Origin of the sequence: Achromobacter sp. B7 (genome assembly GCF_003600685.1) — a bacterium.
Taxonomy (GTDB): Bacteria; Pseudomonadota; Gammaproteobacteria; order Burkholderiales; family Burkholderiaceae_B; genus Achromobacter; species Achromobacter spanius_B.
Map to the genome: position 1 here is coordinate 3,640,669 of NZ_CP032084.1, position 17,622 is coordinate 3,658,290.

Consider the following 17,622-nt stretch of genomic DNA (forward strand, 5'->3'; position numbering starts at 1 on the left):
CCTCATGAAAGAGCGCCGCCGCTTCGGCGTTGTGATCCAGCTGCGCACGGCTGGTGATACCGCACGCATCACGGACGAACTGCGCAGCATGCTGCTGGGCGGTCACACCCGGGGGGGCGGCACCGATGCGGGCAACAACCCAAGCCTGGAACCGGTCGTTCCCGCAGAGTTGCCCAGCCGCACGCGCCAGCGCGCCCCCCTTACGCTCCGTGGACGAGACACGCGCCCGCACGGGTACACCAGAAGTTCCACGGGTCAGCATTGCACCCTCGACACATTGCGCGCGCCACGGAACGCCAACACGGCCAAGTCCATGAAGAGCGTGTACAGCGCGCTGCGCTCATCGGGGTCAATGCGGCCGTCACCCATCGCGTCCAGAGTCGACGCATTCAAGCCTCCGACCTTGGCACCTACCTTCAATACCTTTTCGTGGATGGCTTTCAACTCGTCAGGCCAGCCGCCCTCAGGAGGTGCGGGCACGTCCAAGCAGGTAAGACCATGCTCGACCATCGCGTAGGTCTGCGCCCAGCGGTGTGCCACTTCAGCGCCCCCGGCCTTCTGCGCGAGCCATTCCGTAAGCAGGTCCGCCATTTCGAAGGTCATCGACTCGCCTTCTTGGCCGCTCAGCTTGGCGCGCAGCGATTCGTAGTGGATCCGCTTGCCGCGGCGTTCGGTCAGAAAGCTGGCCGCGTCCTTGACGCCGCCGGGCGCGCTACGCACATCGTTGTAGAGGACATCAAGCCAATGGTGGGAGTACAGGCGGATGGTCATCGGGCATACCTTGGAATCGAGAAATATCAGGGTTTCGGCGGTGTTCTGCCGCCCCTAAGATGTGAAGCATGGAAAACGACCTTCAGACGTCCAGCGGCCCAATCTGAACCTTGTCTTCGGACTTCGCCGGCACTTGGGCTGTCTGGTCTGCCGGCACTGCCGGCGAATTCGCGCTATCCATCGGCGCTCTCCGTAAGGGTCTTAGTTGAATGGGGAGAGGTCGGCTGCTGCGGCGTCGGGCCGCCGTAGAAAAACCCGAGCAACTCTCCGTGATTGAAAGGAGCGCCAAAATCCTGGCTGGCTTGCCACAACGCATCCATCGTTCCCTTTCGAGGCACCTTGCGGGCGTACAGAAGGTGCGTTTCGATGTACGCGACGGTCGTGCAGGCCCGCTTAGCGAACTTCGCCCTGTCGTCAGACGAAAGGGCGAGGTAGAAGGCCTTAAAGCTCGGTTTGGGTTTGGCGATGTTCATGACGCAAGATGTTATTACCTTTTTGGTAATATATCAACCGAAAGAAGTTACCCATTTGGTTTATTTACCTACAAGGTAAACGCGGGTCCAATGACCACCATGAAGTCCATCAAAGAAATCCGCCGGGCGAACTTCGCTCGCGCCATCGAGGAAAAATGCTCCGGCAATCAGACCGAGGCCGCCACGCGCCTTGAGTACTCCACGCCTTCCCTCGTGAGCCGCTACGCTACGGGCAAGAAGGACATTGGCGACCGAGCCGCGCGCAAGATGGAGGAAGCTTTCGGGCTTCCGAGTAACTGGATGGACGCCGACCACACGCCGGCTCACGACGACCGTGCAAATGTGCAGGGCTATGCTCGCCCTTGGCCCTTCCCATCGATAGCAGAGGCAGCCGTGCGCGCCTTGCCCGCTGCACAGTTGAGCGCGCTGGAAGGGGCTATGGCTTTGGCAATTGCCCAACTGAACCTAGGTATCACGGTGACAGCGCCAGCCCGGCCGGTCGGAGCAACTCCTCTACGCGCACCGCGCGTCGGCCGGTACGCGGATGACGGCGCCGACGAGTTTCCAATGCCCATTGGCGGCCTGCCTATCGCCCCCTGGGAAGGTGGCGCTACGACTAAGCAAACAGAGGGAACAATCCAATCCTTGCGCATCAGCCATGCCGCGAACGTCGGCCATGTGCCGCGCGCTGGCTATTCCGCCAATGACCAAGAATTCCTTTCGGTCCCCGAGCTGGATGTCAGGCTTGCCGCTGGGAGGCTGGGGATCGAGAACTATGAAGAGACCGCTATCGGGGAAATCCTTTTGCGCCGGTCATTCTTGGAATCGTTCAAGCTTCCCATCGAGCGCATGAAGATTGTGTATGCGGACGGCGATAGCATGGAGCCGGTTATCCGTAACGAAGGTCCAATGCTTTTTTATGAAGAAACGGTGGCAGACGCCCGTCTGATCGATCCGCGCACGGTCTATGCCATCAACCATGGCGGCAAGATGATCGTGAAGTGCCTATCGCGCGAACGGGACGGCACTTGGCTTGCCAAATCACTGAACCCCGCCTATCCGCCGTTCCCCTTGGAAAAGGAAGATGGTCGCGATGTGCGCATTGTCGGCCGGATCCTCTGGTCGCCATACGACCTGCGAAACGGGGTCGATCAGCGCTTGCTTTAAAGCGTCTACCAAGCAATCAGCCGCCCACCGGGCGGCTTTTTTTCGTCCCGGCCTACCCCCCGCAAGTCGGTGTTGCGCAGCCGCGACTATCAAAATTACCCAATCGGTAAACAAATGCAATGGAAAAGTTACCCTTTTGGTTTGACTGCTATTACCACTTCGGTAATACTGCACGCATGCTTCGGGTGACAAACACGAAGCGCCGCTCTTTAACAACTTAGGCCGCCCGCCCCCGCGAGGGAGGAAGGGCGAAACAGGACAGCCAGGCGCCAGCGCGCCCCCGGACCCTGTGTGCTTGGGCTTCGACAGCCAAGCAACGCCCAGCCGGGCGTGGCGACGATAACCCCGGCATGAGATCCGATTCCGCTGAAAAGCGGGTTTCGGCCAGCGCTGCGAGTCAGCGCTTACCGAAGCCAACTTACCGAGAAAATTGCCTCATAAGCAACACTTCCGCGATGGAGCGTGACGATTGTTAAGTCGGTTAGGTAGATAGTGCCTTCTCTAACTTGCTCGAATCGTCGGACATGGGCACATACCCTTTGCTCGCGTACCACGAACGAAGCAAATCCTGTGTGACTGCCTGATCAAAATTACGGGGCTCCAGCCGAATTGAGGTGTGACCAAGACTCCGTGCCAACTCTTCTGCGTGGGAAAGTAATCTGTTGCCGATGCCTTGCTCTCGATAGGCAGGCAGAACATATATCTCATATATGAAGCCGATGAACTGTTCACTCAAATCTTCGTAGCAAAGAAATCCAACATCATGTTGATTGAGCTTTGCTATGAAATTTCGGGATCTATCGTTTTTCGCTCGGTCGGCGCGATCGCGAAGCACTGGGTCTGACACGGAAGCTGAAGTTGCAATTTCTCTGATGTCTGGCATTCGTATTCCACGAGTATTAGTTAGGGCTGACACAGAAAATTATCGGCAATCTATCCGTACTAACGCAAGCCAGTACAGACCGAGAAATATGTCGTGCTGCTCAACCGGCCATGCCGAGCCCCGGCTCATGCCCCGCGTGCGGGGTATCGGCAGGCGCTGCCTGATCCCTCATCACCCTACCCCGGAGCTTTCACCATGGTCGCAATGATCGTCCGCTTCATCGAAGAATTGATCGACGTCTTTAACTTCGGCAGCAACATCAGCAAGTAGCACCCCGCCAGCCCCGCACCGCCGGGGCGGCTTTGGAGAGTGGGCCGGCGTCGCAACGTCACCGACGCTGAAAGTGACTTTCAGGGATTAACCGGGCCTCCGGCCTGCTCTCCAAAGCCCATCACCGCGCGTTCGCGCACATCCCCATGCCTTCAACCATCCCCGCCCTCTGGTGGGGCCTGGCCCTGCTCGCCTTGGCGGCGGTGGCGCTGGTCCCCGCCTGCGAATACCTCAACCGCCGCTATGTCGCGGCCGATCCCTGGAAAGCATCATGAACGCTATCACTGTAACCGCGCTTGCCGCGCGCCGCCGCAAGCTGCCGACCATCACGCAAGCGGCATACAAGCTGACCAACCTCATTGCGCCACGCGACCATGCGGGCCGAGGCAACTGGAGCCAGGACGCGGACATTCCCGCTGTGTGGGCTTGGGCCGCCGGCATCGGCTTCGCGGCGTTCGTCCTCTTCGGCCATGAAATTCTTGGCTGGCTTCTCCAATTCGCAATGTGACCCGGACCAACCTACCCAGACGCCTTGTCGGGCAAATAGATCTTTACCTTAGTCGCACGAGCGCAATCGTCGTGGGCCTGCTTTAAAAGGTTCTCGGCGTGTTCCAGTTGTTCGTGGCAGAACTTCAATAGGTTCATCCGCTCTTCCCCGACCCACCGCTTTACCTCGGCACGCCTTCCCAGCAATCGCGCATGAACCAGACGGATGCAGGCAAACGCCGCTGATATTTTCTCCGCACAATCATTTGGCAAAGGCGTTAGGGCAAGCAATTCCTCACGGGGAATTGCCATTGCGTTCACTCGCTCCACTTCCTCGCATATTTCATCCAACTGCTCGGGTTTTGGGTCAACGGAAGTGAATAACTCTGAGTAGCGAACGGCAACGCCCAAATCAATACGGACAGAGGCCAGGTGAACCGCCACGCTTGCGGCTGCCAGCCCTGCTTTTGCACGACTCTCAGACACCTGTTGCCGACTTGTTCGCTCCGCGACCACTAGGGCCACCACCACGGCCCCTACAGTACCAAACGCGGTCATCAAGTCCCACCACTTCGCTTCGGCAACCGCATCCACCTTTGTCGCCAGCACGAAGCCCAGCACAAGCCCGAGCAGCGCCAGCACCGCGCCCACCAGCATTCCTCGCACATCCATCCCCAGGCATTGAATAGCCAGGGATCGTAGCTCAACCCACACAAGGTGTCAGCCGAAGAACGCGACTTCTATACCGTCAACCCACTGCCTGGAATCCCCCAGCATTTCATATCGCTCGACAGGAAGTCCGTCCAAAAATAAAGCGCACTTCTAATCACCTGTTGTGGCTGATGCTTCACCGCACCGTCATCAATGCACCACATTACCCATTCCCGGATTTCCGACTCCCCATCCAACTGCACGGAGACGCGGCTCGTACCAATCTCGGGGTCGTAATTCCGAAGCACTGCGTGCTTTGAACCATCCGCCACCTCTCGGCAAATGGTCAGGTATCCCGACACATTCTGAAGATAGGCGTGCAGATGCCGCATTTGAGGGAATTTCGCTTTCCCTTCGTCTCCGAACTCCGCGTGCACCCAATCCGCCATATGCCACGCCGTCAACGCGGCATTGATGAATGAATAGGCGAACTCGTAACCGCCGTCATTTCTTAGGTGGTCAAGTCGCCTCGATTCCCATACCAACTTGTGGTACCAGTCCCGGCTCGTTGAAATGCCAAGGGATTTCGGAGGCATCGTCATAAATTCGCTCGGATTCATCTACACAGGTTACCGATCGTACTCAACCCACCATGGAGTGTCAGCATGACGCATCCCCCCGCATCGTTCAAGACGATGATTAAGGACGGCACGATCAAACGCGCCGACGCAATGAAAGTCCGCTATTCCGATATTCGCGTGAAAGAGGGTTTCAACCTTCGTGACCTCGATGACGAATACGACGCGGGCATCGAGGCCCTGGCCTCCTACATCCTGGATGGCGGCACGTTCCCGGCGCTCGAGGTCATCGCACTGCCGGACGGCTCCGGCGTTGAGGTGGTGGACGGTCATCGGCGCTATGACGCCATTGGACGCGCGATCCAACGCGGTGCACCCATCGAATGGGTGGCCGTGGTTGGGTTCCAGGGCAACGAGATCGAGCGCCGCGCGCGCATCTATACGAGCAACGAAGGCGTCAAGCTACGCCCTCTTGAAGCGGCACGCGGCTTTAAGCGATTCCGTGGGATGGGCCTGGACATCGAGGAAATCGCGGCCCTGGTCCACCGCAGCCGGCCGCACATCGAAAACTATCTTGTCCTCGCAGACGCCGAACCCGATTTGCAGGCCCTCGTCCGCAACGGCGCTGTCTCCGTCGAAGTAGCAATCGACGCTATACGCCGGCATGGCGCCCAAGCCGGAGAATTTCTGGGCGGCAAGGTCGACCAGGCGAAGGCAGCCGGCAAAACGAAAGTGACCGCCAGCACCATCCACGGCCGCGCCCTCCCCCGCAAGGTAGTGTCCCCGCTCATCAGCGGCGTGGACGCCTTTATCAATGGCCTGGACGCAAACCAACGCGCAACCCTGCTGGATGTCCAGGAAGGCCGCGTAGCGACCGAAACCATCACCATCCCGACCGTCGCCCTACTGGAACTGTTCCAGGCACACGGCGCCGTCGAAACCGTCCGCTCCAAGCGGGCCGACAAGCAGCGCCGCGCCACCGAGGCCGCTGCCGCCCCTGGCCAAGCCCAGATCCCCGGACAGGAGCCGACAGATGAACGCCCACAAGATCATTAACGACGATGCTGATACTGCCCTCGGTGCCCCCTTGAACTCCGCCCTGGATACGCGCGCAACTTCTTTGCCGACCGATGCGTCAATCCTAGAACAGGGTGCCGTGGCCGGTGACACGCCCTTTTATTAAAGGCTGGCCACGTACGCTTTGAGCGCTTTCGACAAGGCAGTGCGAGCCTTTTTCTCCGTCGTGGCCGTCTCAGTTACGAACACCTCGGTGCCCTCTGCGTCGTCCTTGTAATAGACGACTGTCCAGAAACCCGTGACATTCTCGAATACATGCGTCTGGATGTGGACACCACCTACTTCCACGACCTCAATTCCCTCGTGCATCGTTCACCTCTCCGTTTAAGTGACGCCGCATCGTACCCCAACAATACAGAGGCAACCATGCGCTTTCTCAGCGTTTGCAGTGGCATCGAGGCGGCAAGCGTGGCATGGAACCCGCTCGGCTGGAAGGCCGTGGCCTTCAGCGAAATCGAGCCGTTCCCGTCCGCCGTCCTCGCCCACCACTACCCCGACACGCCCAACTGGGGCGATATGACCAAATACAAGGAATGGCCAGATGTCGCAATTGACCTTCTTTGCGGAGGCACCCCCTGCCAGTCTTTCAGCGTCGCAGGACTTCGAAAAGGACTGGATGACCCGCGTGGCAACCTCATGCTCACCTTTGGTGCAATTGCTGCAAAGTACCGCCCCAAGTGGCTGGTATGGGAGAACGTCCCCGGCGTCTTGTCGAGCAACAAGGGCAAAGATTTTGGAACCTTCCTCGGGATGCTGGGCGAACTCGGGTATGGGTTCGCCTACCGAATTCTTGACGCTCAGTTCTTTGGAGTACCCCAGCGACGCCGTCGTGTGTTCGTTGTCGGATGTCTTGGAGACTGGCGAAGTGCCGCAGCGGTTCTTTTTGAGCGCCACGGCTTGTCGGGGAATCCTGCGCCGAGCAGAAAAGCGCGGCAAGGCATTGCCCCCACCATTAGCGCTCGCGCTCAAGGCGGTGGCGGACTCGGAACCGATTTCGATTGCGACGGGGGGCTGATCGCGGGGACGCTCCAGGCGAACGGAAAGGCGGCAGGGAGCGCTACTCAACAAGATGCCGAATCGGGTCTGCTGATCGCGCGTTGCCTCACCCGCGGCTCTGGTGGCGGCCAGCGCTACGACGCAGAATCGGAAACTCTGATCGCGCACACCTTGCTGGGCAAGCACAACAGCTCGCACGCCGCCGACCAAGACACGTACATTACCCACAGCCTGCGGGGCGAGGGTTTCGATGCGAGCGAGGACGGCACAGGCCGCGGCACGCCGCTCGTGCCAATTCCGTTCGACACGACCCAGATCACCAGCCCAGAGAACGGCAGCAACCCAAAGCCAGGCGACCCCTGCCACCCTCTCGCCGCTGGTGCTCACGCCCCTGCTATCGCCTTCGACTGCAAGAGCAGTGGCCAAAACGGATTTGGCATAGGCTTTGAGGTGGCGGGAACGCAGCGGGCCATGTCGCATAGCAGTGGCCACACGAATGGCGGCGGCCATCAAGCGGTCGTCACGACCCTAGCAATCCGAGGTCGCGGCGATTCACACAACCTGGAGACCCGCGCGGACGGTACGGCCAACGCTCTCTTGACTCCGAATGGCGGACGCGCGGGCATCGGCGTCGGCGCCGTCCATTACGGCATGCAGGTTCGCCGCCTCACCCCCGAAGAATGCGAGGCGTTACAGGCCTACCCTCGCGGCTACACCCGCATCCCAAGCTGGAACGGCTGGCGCGCCATGGACGCCAACGAAACCCCCGAATCCTGCCGTGCCGCTGGTATGGAGGTTCGCCAGACCCAGAAGACCAATAAATGGCGCGTCCGGGACGTGGACGGCCCTAGATACAAAGCACTGGGCAATTCCTGGTGCGTGACCAATGTGCGCTGGATCGGCCAGCGGATCGATCGAGTGAATCAAATCTTGGAGTCATCATGACCGACCAGAAGAACGCCGCCCAGGCGGCAGAGCAAGACCCGCTGAGCGACGAGTACGTCAACGCGGTGATACGTCAGCACGGCTACGACAGCCATGAAGCAGTCATAGCCCGGCTGTGGCAGTGGATCGGCCTGAACGGCGGCGAGAACAGCGTAACCCTGCTCATGTACGAAGCACACGAGGCGCTATCCAAGCTGCGCGCGGAGGGCGTGCAGGCGGGCGCCCAAATGCTCCCGAGTGACGGGCTCGATGCGCTCCGCGATTTCAAGCTGACCGTGATTCAGGACGGGTTCCACAAAATCGGTAAGCCGATGATCCAGCAGCTTGCACAAGCGGGCGCGCTGGAATCGCTTGGATTCGGAAAGCACCGCGTGACCGAGTACGGGGAATGGCTCCTGTCCTCATCCAGCGCCGCCCTGGCAAGCGCCCCTGTAGCCGGGGAGGCGCAAAAGCCAATGGTGTGGCTGTTGGAAACCACTCCGGATGGTTATGCGCTGCACCGGTCGTTCGATTTTAATGAGCCGCCCAGGGGCTTCCCGGGTCTGGTGCGCAAGACACCCTTGTATGCCGCGCCCCAGGCCAGCCAGGCGGTGCGCATCCTGTTCCCCACCCATCTGCGCAAGATGTGGTCAGGCGGCGAGGTGCAGGCGTGGCTGGACAACCATCAGGGCATCACGCCGCCGACCGCCAGCGCTAAAGGAAGCCTGGAGCGCTACCGGGATTGGCGGGCCGAACAAGCCGAGGCGGATAAAGACGGCGTAAGAAGCGAGGGACATCAATGACACTCACACTTGAACAGCACGAACTTCAACAGATGCTGGTGGAAGCCGCAAGGATCGGCGCGAACTACGCAATTGAGGACATGGTGTGCTACCACCTGAAAGACGCTTGCACGCGTCTGGGTATCAGCTACAACACATTGAAGAAGCGCATTCTGGAACGGAAAATCCGCGCTGTTGATGGTCGCATTACCGGTGCCGAGATCCGACGCTATCTTCTGCTGGAGTCACGATCCATGTAGCGAGCGTTGTATAGAGCATGGCGAATGCAAAAACCAGATCAGTTCTATTGCCGGTTCCGCCATATGCTTGCGGTCCCGCATGCTTGGAACTTTCCAAGCGTATCTTGAAGTCCTCCATTGGCCTCAGCCCAGGAATGGATTTCAGCGCTGCGGAGACTTTCCTTCCAAACTCCTGCACATCTGACGGCAAGACGCTTGCTCCTCTGCCATGCGCTAACTTGTTCCGCATCAAATTCAATTGATGCATTGCCAATCCAAGTTCTACTGGAAGCCCGAACGCACTGGACAAAGCTAGTTTGTGTCCAAATTGCTGAGGCTCGGGTATCAGTGTCCTAAGCGCACCAGTTCGATGCGTCGACAAGAATTTTCCGAGAATAGATTCGGCAACCAGGTGGCAGCGAAGAAGCACACCGGCATCGTCTTGCGAGGTGCCGATGTCCTTCAGCAATTCGGCGATTTCGGGGGGGAACAGATCATCTTGACGAAGTATTGGAGACGACGATTTGGCGCTGGCTTTCATTTTTTTATCCCAGGCGGACAGCAATCGAAACTGCATGCGGGTTGTAGTAGACCATCGCCATCTTGGGATCGGTCCATCCAAACATTTTGCACAGGTCCAGCACGTCAATCCTCTTGGAAATCATCGTTGCTGCGGTGTGGCGGCTGTCGTGGAAGGTAAATCCTTCCACCTCCGCGCGCCCCCGGTACTTCCTAAACAGTGCGTCCAGCGAAGCCGACTTGACGCCGAACACCAGCTTGTCGTCCCACCCTTTCATTCTTTTCAGAATTGCGACCGCCCGCGTGGATAGAGGCACATCACGCGGACGGTCGCTTTTTGTTTTTGGAAGGTGGACATGCTGGTCGTAGACATGCTCCCAGGTCAGGCCGCAAAGCTCGCCGGCGCGCATACCAGTGCGAAGCGCCAGAAGGAAACAATGTGCGATGGCCTCGCCCATGCTGGCAACACGGGCGCGACGGTCATACCCCATCGCGCGGAGCATCTTTCGAATCTCCCAGATATGTATCGTCCGTTCGCGGTGCTTGCCCTTAAGTGGCTTTCTGATGCCCCGACATGGATTTAGGTCAACCCACTCCCATTCGAGGCGCGCGGCCTCAAATACGGACGCCAGCAGACTCAATTCGCGCAGCACGGACGAGGCGCCAACTTTTTTGCTTCTCGCGTCCCGGAATGCTGCAACGTGCTGCGGCGTGACCTTGGATATCGGAAGGTCCAAGGGTAGAAGGTAGCTTTCGAAGGCGGCCAGGCGAACCTGCTCCCACCGCTCGCCCTTTCGGAGAGGTGAAATCTCATCGCTGTATTTTCGCAACGCTTCGCGCAACGTGTGCAAGTCGCCGGCCGGTTTTGTGGCCTTGTCGCGGATTTCCGCCTCACGCCTAGCGCCCCATTCGACGGCTTCGCGCCGCGTGGGGAACACCTGGCTATCGCGTTGGCCCAATAATTTGACCTGGACCCGATACCCTTTTGCGGTCTTTTGGATGCTTGCCATGTGGGGCCTGAGATGGGGCCAGGATGGGGCCGGAAGCTGCGAATTCTTGATTTTTAGCAGTCAACCGATCACCCACCCTTCCCGCTAAACCGTTGATTTTAAAGACCCTGATTATAGGGATTCAACGGTTCTCAGTTGTATGGTGCGAAGGAGGGGACTCGAACCCCTACACCTGTTACGGCGTCAGGACCTAAACCTGGTGCGTCTACCAATTTCGCCACCTTCGCTAAAGGTCAAGCCCGCTATTGTAGCTTGCTTGTTAAAATCTTGCGTCATGAATCCGCGCCTCGATGCTTTACACCCCTACCCGTTCGAAAAATTGCGCGCGTTGCTGGCTTGCGCCGCCGCGCAGCAGAACGGTCTGACGCCTATCAACTTATCGATTGGCGAGCCCAAGCACGCCGCGCCCGAATGCGTGGCGGACGCCATTCGCGGGCATATGGACGGGCTTTCCGTGTACCCGTCCACCAAGGGCGATCCCGCGCTGCGCCAGGCGATTTCTGCCTGGCTGGCGCGCCGTTACAGCATTCCCGCCCCTGATGCCGACACGCAGGTCTTGCCCGCCCTGGGTTCGCGCGAAGCGCTGTTCGCTTTTACCCAGACCGTGATTGACCCGTCCGCTGGGTCGGTCGTGATCTGCCCCAACCCGTTCTACCAAATCTACGAAGGTGCGACGCTGCTGGCCGGCGCCACGCCCTACTTCGTCAACGCCGATCCGTTGCGCAATTTTTCCAGCGACTGGAATCAGGTGCCTGACGCCGTCTGGAAGAAGACCCGGCTGGTGTTCGTGTGCTCGCCGGGCAACCCGGCCGGTAACGTCATGTCGCTGGATGAATGGGAAGTCCTCTTCAAGCTGTCCGACCGTTACGGCTTTGTGATTGCGTCGGACGAATGCTATTCCGAGATCTATCTGGACGAAGGCGATGCCCCCCTGGGCAGCCTGCAGGCGGCGCGCCGCCTGGGCCGGGACGACTACCGCAATCTGGTGGCGTTTTCCAGCCTGTCCAAGCGGTCCAACGTGCCAGGCTTGCGGTCGGGTTTTGTAGCGGGCGACGCCGCGCTGATCGGCCGGTTCCTTTTGTATCGCACGTATCATGGCAGTGCCATGAGCCCCCTGGTGTCGGCGGCCAGCATCGCGGCCTGGGCCGACGAGGCGCATGTGAAAGACAACCGCCGCCTGTATCGCGAAAAATTCGACACGGTCGTCCCCATACTTGAAAACGTGCTGGATGTGTCACGCCCGAAAGCCTCTTTCTACCTATGGGCGGCCACGCCGGGCTCGGATACGGCGTTTGTGCGCGACCTTTATGGCCGTACCGGTGTTACCGTTCTGCCGGGCAGTTTCCTGGCGCGGGAAGCGCATGGCGTCAATCCCGGCCACGGCCGCATCCGTATTGCGTTGGTGGCGCCTTTGGCTGATTGCGTGCAAGCAGCCGAACGCATCGCCCATTTTGTACATACTTCTGTTTGATCAACCTTTAAAAGCTGAGCCGCTATGACTCTCGACCTGCAGACCACCATCGAAAAAGCCTGGGACGACCGGACCAACCTGACTCCCTCCGACGCCAGCGCCGAAGTGCGCGAAGCGGTGGAACACACCATCGACGGGCTGGATCTGGGCCGCCTGCGCGTGGCTGAGAAAATCAACGACGACTGGGTCGTGCACCAGTGGATCAAAAAGGCCGTGCTGCTGTCGTTCCGCCTGAACGAAAACGCCATCATGGGCCAGGCGCCGCTGCAGTTCTACGACAAGGTGCCGCTCAAGTTCTCGGAATACGGCGACAACGCCTTCAAGCAAGGCGGCTACCGCGTGGTGCCGCCCGCCGTCGCGCGCCGTGGCGCGTTCATCGGCCGCAACGTCGTGCTGATGCCGTCCTATGTGAACATCGGCGCCTACGTTGACGAAGGCACCATGGTTGACACCTGGGCCACCGTCGGCTCTTGCGCGCAGATCGGCAAGAACGTGCACCTGTCGGGTGGCGTGGGCATCGGCGGCGTGCTGGAACCCCTGCAAGCCAACCCCACCATCATCGAAGACAACTGCTTCATCGGCGCCCGCTCGGAAGTCGTCGAAGGCGTGATCGTGGAAGAAAACTCGGTCTTGGCCATGGGCGTGTTCCTGTCGCAAAGCACCAAGATTTTTGATCGCGCCACGGGCAAGATCACCTACGGCCGCGTGCCGTCGGGTTCCGTCGTGGTGCCGGGCTCGCTGCCGTCGGCCGACGGCTCGCACAGCCTGGCTTGCGCCGTCATCGTCAAGCGTGTCGACGCGCAAACGCGCGCCAAGACCAGCATCAATGATCTGCTGAGGGCGTAATGAGCACGTCAGCCGTACTGGATCTGGTCAAGGACCTGATCGCCCGCCCGTCGGTCACGCCGGCGGATGAAGACTGCCAGGCGGCGTTGGCCGCCCGGCTCGAGCGCATCGGCTTCACGTGCGAAACCATCGCACAGGGCGGCGTCACCAATCTGTGGGCCCGTCGCGGCAGCGCCGCGCCGCTGACCGTGTTTGCCGGTCACACCGATGTGGTGCCTCCGGGTCCACGCGAAAAGTGGGATAGCGACCCGTTCGTGCCCACTGAACGCGACGGCTGGCTGTACGGCCGTGGGGCGGCCGACATGAAAAGCTCGATTGCCGCCTTCGTGGTGGCGGCCGAGGAATTCGTGGCGGCCCACCCGCAGCATGACGGTTCGATCGCGCTGCTGATCACGTCCGACGAAGAAGGCCCGTCCATCGACGGCACCGCCATCGTCTGCGACGCATTGAAGGCGCGCGGCGAAAAGCTGGATTACTGCATCGTCGGCGAACCGACTTCCGGCGACGTGCTGGGCGACACCTGCAAGAATGGTCGCCGCGGCTCGTTGTCGGGCAAGTTGACGGTCAAGGGCATCCAGGGCCACGTCGCCTACCCGCATCTGGCGCGCAACCCCGTGCACCAGTTGTCGCCCGCGTTGGCCGAAATCGTCTCGATTGAATGGGACCAGGGCAACGAGTATTTCCCGCCCACGACGTTCCAGGTGTCGAATCTGAACTCGGGCACCGGCGCCACCAACGTGGTTCCCGGCGAAGCGGTTGCGTTGTTCAACTTCCGTTTCTCCACGGCCAGCACGCCTGAAAGCCTGAAGGCGCGCGTGCACGCCGTGCTGGACAAGCACGGCCTGGAATACGAGCTGGACTGGGACTTGGGCGGCGAGCCCTTCCTGACCCCGCGCGGCTCGTTGACCGATGCGCTGGTGCAGGCGATTCACAGCGAAACCGGCGTGACCGCCGAACTGTCCACCACGGGTGGCACGTCCGATGGCCGCTTCATCGCCAAGATTTGCCCGCAGGTGATCGAGTTCGGTCCCGGCAACGCCACGATCCACAAGGTGAATGAGCGCGTCGAAGTGGCTTCGCTGGAACCGCTGAAGAACATCTATCGCCGCACGCTGGAAAATCTGCTGCTGAAATAAAGAGACCCCCGCGCTTCGCACGCTGCGCAAGCGCTCTGCCCCCTTCACAGGGGGCGTGTTTTTTCCCGGTTCGGCATGCTGGACGGGGATATAAGGCCTGTTATGTATCAATCCGCCCGCCAAGAATTGCTGACGCTGCGCGACCTGATCCGCTATGGTGTGTCGCGCCTGAACAGCGCCCAGGTGGCGCTGGGGCACGGCAGCGATAACGCCTGGGACGAGGCCGTCTATCTGACGCTGCACGCGCTGCACCTGCCGCTGGACACGCTTGAACCGTTCCTGGACGCCCGCGTGGTCCGTGAAGAACGCGACCGCGTGCTGGACCTGCTGGAACGCCGCGTGACCGAGCGCGTGCCCGCGGCCTACCTGACCAACGAGGCCTGGCTGCGCGGCCACCGCTTCTACGTGGACCAGCGCGTCATCGTGCCGCGTTCGCCCATTGCCGAACTGCTGGACGCAGGGCTGTCGCCTTGGGTCCAGGACCCTTACGCCGTGGAAAATGTGCTGGACATGTGCACCGGGTCGGGTTGCCTGGCCATCCTGTCGGCCATGGCCTTCCCCAATGCCCACGTTGACGCGGTGGACGTGTCGGCCGATGCGCTGGAGGTTGCCCGCCGCAACGTCGACGACTACGGCTTGGCCGACCGTCTGGACCTGCATGCCAGCAACCTCTTCGACAATCTGCCGGCTTGCCAGTACGACGTCATCATCTGCAATCCGCCTTATGTGAACAGCGGTTCTATGGACGTGCTGCCCCAGGAATACCGTCATGAGCCGCAGCTGGCCTTGGCGGGTGGCGACGACGGCATGGACCTGGTGCGGCGCATCCTGGCGTCGGCGCCACAGTACCTGGCACCTGAGGGCGTGATCGTGCTTGAGATCGGCCACGAGCGCGACTTCTTCGAAGCCGCCTTCCCGCAGCTCTCGCCCGTCTGGCTGGACACAGAAGAAGCGTCGGACCAGATCCTGCTGCTTACCCGAGAGCAACTCAGCCTGTGATACGCGCCACTGGATTGACCCTGCGCCGCGGCACGAAAGTGCTGTTAGATAGCGCTGAATTTGTCGTACACCCCGGCGAGCGCGTCGGCATCGTTGGCAAGAACGGCGCGGGCAAGTCCTCGCTGTTCGCGCTGCTGACCGGCGCGCTGGACCTGGATGCCGGCACCGTGAACCTGCCGGCGGGCTGGCGCATTGCCAGCGTCAAGCAAGAGTTGGACGCCGACAACCGCCCGGCTCGTGAATTTGTCATCGACGGCGACACGCACTTGCGCGAATTGCAGGCGCGCCGCGCCGAACTGACGGACGACCAGGGCACGCAAATCGCCGAAGTGGAAGCGGCGCTGATCGAAGCCGGCGCCTGGAGCGCCGCCTCGCGCGCAGAGCAGTTGCTGGCCGGCCTGGGTTTCAAGCCCAACGAATGGATGCTGCCGGTCGAAAGCTTCTCGGGCGGCTGGCGCATGCGCCTGGCACTGGCCAGCGCGCTGATGGCCCCTTCCGAATTGCTGCTGCTGGACGAACCCACGAACCACCTGGATCTGGACGCGATGCTGTGGCTGGAGAAATGGCTGGGGGCCTATCCGGGCACCGTCATGCTGATTTCCCACGACACCGAATTCCTGGACGCGGTGGCCAAGTCCATCCTGCATTTCGACCACGCCAAACTGGTGCGGTATCGCGGTGGCTACGGTGATTTCCTGACGCAACGCGCCGAGCGCCTGCGCCAGACCAACATCGCCTACGAACGCCAGACGCGCGAGACGGCCCGCCTGCAAGGGTTTATCGACCGCTTCAAAGCCAAGGCTTCCAAGGCGAAGCAGGCGCAAAGCCGCGTCAAGGCGCTGGCGCGCATGCAGGTGCTGGCGCCGCTGCACGCTGAAGCCGGCATCGACATCCGCATCCCCTCGCCCGACCAGGTGCCTGACCCGCTGTTGACGCTGGAACACCTGTCGGCCGGGTATACGGACGCGGCAGGCAACGCCATTCCGATTCTGCGCGATGTGACGTTGATGGTTCGCGCGGGCAGCCGTGTCGGCGTGCTGGGGGCCAACGGCGCCGGCAAAAGTACCCTGATCAAGACGCTGGCCGAAGAGATCCCCGTGCAAGCAGGCGAACGGCGTGCCTCGCGTGGCTTGGCGATTGGCTACTTTCACCAGCATCAGCTGGATATGCTGGACGTGGACAGCACGCCTATCGCCCATCTGGCACGGCTGGCGCCGGACACGCGCGAACAAGAGCTGCGCAATTACCTCGGCGGCTTCGGCTTTTCGGGCGACACGGTCACCAGCAAAGTCGGCCCGATGTCCGGTGGCGAAAAAGCACGCCTGGCGTTGTCCTTGATCGTCTGGCAAAAACCCAATCTGCTGCTGCTGGACGAACCCAGCAACCACTTGGATGTCGAAACGCGCGAAGCGCTGGCCGCCGCCCTTGCCGACTTCGGCGGCAGCATGCTGCTGGTATCGCACGACCGGCACCTGCTGCGTACTACCGTGGACAGCTTCTGGATTGTCGCGGATGGCGCGGTGCGCGAATTCGATGGCGACCTGGAGGACTACCGCGACTGGCTGGCCGCCCGCAACGCCGGCGAGCGCGCCGAAGCCGCGCGCGAAAATGCCGACGGCAGCGAACCCGTCGTGGACCGCAAGGCGCAACGCCGCGCTGAAGCCGAACAGCGCCAACGCCTATCCGCACTGCGCAAACCGCTGGAGTCGAAGTTGGCCAAGGTCGAGGCCGAGATGGAAAAGCTGCGCGTCAAATTGCACGCGCTGGACGCCATCATTGCCGACGCCGACCTGTATTCAGACGCGCGCCGCGCCGAGCGCCAAAAGGTCATGGCCGAGCACGGCGAACACGGCAAGCGCATGGACGAGCTGGAAGAGCAATGGCTGGAAATCCAGGGTTCGCTGGAAGAAATCGACCAAAGCGAGGGATGATCCAAACGTACGGCTGCAACCGCTGCAAAACCCGCAACAGCGGCGCAGCGGCACAGCTTGGATCGCTATGGAAAACGGGGGGCCGATTGGCCCCCCGCTTCTTTTATTACGAGTAAGGACGTTCGCGCAGGCGGGTGTGGTGATCGATCACGGTGTCGATCACCTCGCGCAGGATGGTCTCGGCCAACGCGGGCGGCACGCCGGCCTCTTCCGCCAGGCGTCGAATGCGCTCGACCTGTTGGCTTTCCCGTTGCGGGTCCACCAGGTCCATTCCGTGATTGGTTTTCAATTCACCAATCATGTCCGTGCAGCGAAACCGCACGCCCAACAGCAGCATGATCTGCTGATCGATTTCATCGACCTCGGCACGCAGGGACGCCAGCTCGGCTTTCGGAGACTCGTTGTTGGCCATG

Annotated in this window: 20 protein-coding genes and 1 tRNA gene; 12 read left to right on the top strand and 9 right to left on the bottom strand. The window is 60.9% G+C overall.

The window, feature by feature from the left end:
* Positions 1–255: 255 nt before the first annotated feature.
* Together DVB37_RS16385 and DVB37_RS16390 are read right to left on the bottom strand one after the other, a co-directional pair.
* Positions 256–771, bottom strand: coding sequence for a hypothetical protein (locus tag DVB37_RS16385; protein ID WP_120156210.1), 516 nt, complete (start codon positions 769–771; stop codon positions 256–258).
* A gap of 173 nt (positions 772–944) precedes the next feature.
* A complete protein-coding gene (locus DVB37_RS16390; protein WP_120156211.1) occupies positions 945–1,244 on the bottom strand; it encodes a hypothetical protein in 300 nt (99 codons plus the stop codon).
* Positions 1,245–1,334: 90 nt separating this feature from the next.
* On the opposite strand from DVB37_RS16390, the gene DVB37_RS28720 reads away from it, so the two are divergent.
* Entirely contained in the window at positions 1,335–2,411 is a 1,077-nt protein-coding gene (locus DVB37_RS28720; RefSeq protein WP_240433901.1) for a LexA family transcriptional regulator, read from the top strand.
* Positions 2,412–2,892: 481 nt separating this feature from the next.
* On the opposite strand, the gene DVB37_RS16400 is transcribed toward DVB37_RS28720, so the two are convergent.
* A complete protein-coding gene (locus tag DVB37_RS16400; RefSeq protein WP_120156212.1) occupies positions 2,893–3,294 on the bottom strand; it encodes a GNAT family N-acetyltransferase in 402 nt (133 codons plus the stop codon).
* Positions 3,295–3,710: 416 nt separating this feature from the next.
* Here DVB37_RS16400 and DVB37_RS28845 point away from each other — a divergent pair, with 416 nt between their 5' ends.
* A complete protein-coding gene (locus tag DVB37_RS28845) occupies positions 3,711–3,839 on the top strand; it encodes a hypothetical protein (protein ID WP_256373639.1) in 129 nt (42 codons plus the stop codon).
* A complete protein-coding gene (locus DVB37_RS16405) occupies positions 3,836–4,072 on the top strand; it encodes a hypothetical protein (RefSeq protein WP_120156213.1) in 237 nt (78 codons plus the stop codon). The genes DVB37_RS28845 and DVB37_RS16405 overlap by 4 nt, the downstream gene beginning before the upstream one ends.
* 11 nt (positions 4,073–4,083) lie before the next feature.
* Here DVB37_RS16405 and DVB37_RS16410 read toward each other — a convergent pair whose 3' ends face one another.
* Positions 4,084–4,701: a hypothetical protein gene (locus DVB37_RS16410; protein ID WP_162941228.1), complete on the bottom strand. Its 618-nt coding sequence runs from the start codon at positions 4,699–4,701 to the stop codon at positions 4,084–4,086.
* 89 nt (positions 4,702–4,790) lie between these two features.
* Complete coding sequence (locus tag DVB37_RS16415) at positions 4,791–5,303, bottom strand: hypothetical protein (protein WP_162941229.1); 513 nt, start codon at positions 5,301–5,303, stop codon at positions 4,791–4,793.
* A gap of 63 nt (positions 5,304–5,366) precedes the next feature.
* Here DVB37_RS16415 and DVB37_RS16420 point away from each other — a divergent pair, with 63 nt between their 5' ends.
* The 4 genes from DVB37_RS16420 (at position 5,367) to DVB37_RS16440 (ending at position 9,318) form a co-directional block, all read left to right on the top strand.
* A complete protein-coding gene (locus DVB37_RS16420; protein WP_120156216.1) occupies positions 5,367–6,335 on the top strand; it encodes a hypothetical protein in 969 nt (322 codons plus the stop codon).
* Positions 6,336–6,623: 288 nt separating this feature from the next.
* The gene (locus DVB37_RS16430; protein ID WP_240433902.1) at positions 6,624–8,297 is read left to right on the top strand and encodes a DNA cytosine methyltransferase; all 1,674 of its coding nucleotides are present in this window, start codon (positions 6,624–6,626) and stop codon (positions 8,295–8,297) included.
* Positions 8,294–9,079 carry a hypothetical protein gene (locus tag DVB37_RS16435; RefSeq protein WP_120156219.1) on the top strand — a complete coding sequence of 262 codons (786 nt, stop codon included), beginning with the start codon at positions 8,294–8,296 and terminating at the stop codon, positions 9,077–9,079. Before DVB37_RS16430 ends, DVB37_RS16435 begins: the two co-directional genes overlap by 4 nt.
* Positions 9,076–9,318: a hypothetical protein gene (locus DVB37_RS16440; protein WP_120156220.1), complete on the top strand. Its 243-nt coding sequence runs from the start codon at positions 9,076–9,078 to the stop codon at positions 9,316–9,318. Before DVB37_RS16435 ends, DVB37_RS16440 begins: the two co-directional genes overlap by 4 nt.
* On the opposite strand, the gene DVB37_RS28395 is transcribed toward DVB37_RS16440, so the two are convergent.
* The 3 genes from DVB37_RS28395 to DVB37_RS16450 all read right to left on the bottom strand — a co-directional run bounded on the left by DVB37_RS28395 (position 9,266) and on the right by DVB37_RS16450 (position 11,053).
* Positions 9,266–9,838, bottom strand: a complete 573-nt coding sequence (locus DVB37_RS28395; RefSeq protein ID WP_162941230.1) for a hypothetical protein — start codon at positions 9,836–9,838, stop codon at positions 9,266–9,268. The two genes, DVB37_RS16440 and DVB37_RS28395, sit on opposite strands and share 53 nt — an antisense overlap.
* A gap of 4 nt (positions 9,839–9,842) precedes the next feature.
* Positions 9,843–10,826 (bottom strand): site-specific integrase, encoded by a 984-nt coding sequence (locus DVB37_RS16445; RefSeq protein ID WP_120156221.1) that lies wholly within the window; start codon positions 10,824–10,826, stop codon positions 9,843–9,845.
* Positions 10,827–10,966: 140 nt separating this feature from the next.
* A tRNA-Leu gene (locus DVB37_RS16450) sits at positions 10,967–11,053 on the bottom strand.
* A 47-nt stretch (positions 11,054–11,100) separates the two neighbouring features.
* Here DVB37_RS16450 and dapC point away from each other — a divergent pair.
* From dapC to DVB37_RS16475, 5 genes are all read left to right on the top strand, one after another.
* A complete protein-coding gene (gene dapC, locus DVB37_RS16455) occupies positions 11,101–12,297 on the top strand; it encodes a succinyldiaminopimelate transaminase (RefSeq protein ID WP_162941231.1) in 1,197 nt (398 codons plus the stop codon).
* A 24-nt stretch (positions 12,298–12,321) separates the two neighbouring features.
* Positions 12,322–13,143, top strand: coding sequence for a 2,3,4,5-tetrahydropyridine-2,6-dicarboxylate N-succinyltransferase (gene dapD, locus DVB37_RS16460; protein WP_046804657.1), 822 nt, complete (start codon positions 12,322–12,324; stop codon positions 13,141–13,143).
* Complete coding sequence (dapE, locus tag DVB37_RS16465) at positions 13,143–14,279, top strand: succinyl-diaminopimelate desuccinylase (RefSeq protein WP_046804658.1); 1,137 nt, start codon at positions 13,143–13,145, stop codon at positions 14,277–14,279. Before dapD ends, dapE begins: the two co-directional genes overlap by 1 nt.
* Positions 14,280–14,381: 102 nt before the next feature.
* Complete coding sequence (prmB, locus tag DVB37_RS16470) at positions 14,382–15,278, top strand: 50S ribosomal protein L3 N(5)-glutamine methyltransferase (RefSeq protein ID WP_104144454.1); 897 nt, start codon at positions 14,382–14,384, stop codon at positions 15,276–15,278.
* Complete coding sequence (locus tag DVB37_RS16475) at positions 15,275–17,209, top strand: ABC-F family ATP-binding cassette domain-containing protein (protein ID WP_120156223.1); 1,935 nt, start codon at positions 15,275–15,277, stop codon at positions 17,207–17,209. Before prmB ends, DVB37_RS16475 begins: the two co-directional genes overlap by 4 nt.
* A gap of 106 nt (positions 17,210–17,315) precedes the next feature.
* Here the strand turns inward: DVB37_RS16475 and DVB37_RS16480 are convergent, their stop codons facing one another.
* On the bottom strand, positions 17,316–17,621 hold the full coding sequence (locus tag DVB37_RS16480) for a chorismate mutase (protein WP_046804661.1): 306 nt from the start codon (positions 17,619–17,621) through the stop codon (positions 17,316–17,318).
* Between the last annotated feature and the right edge of the window lies 1 nt (position 17,622).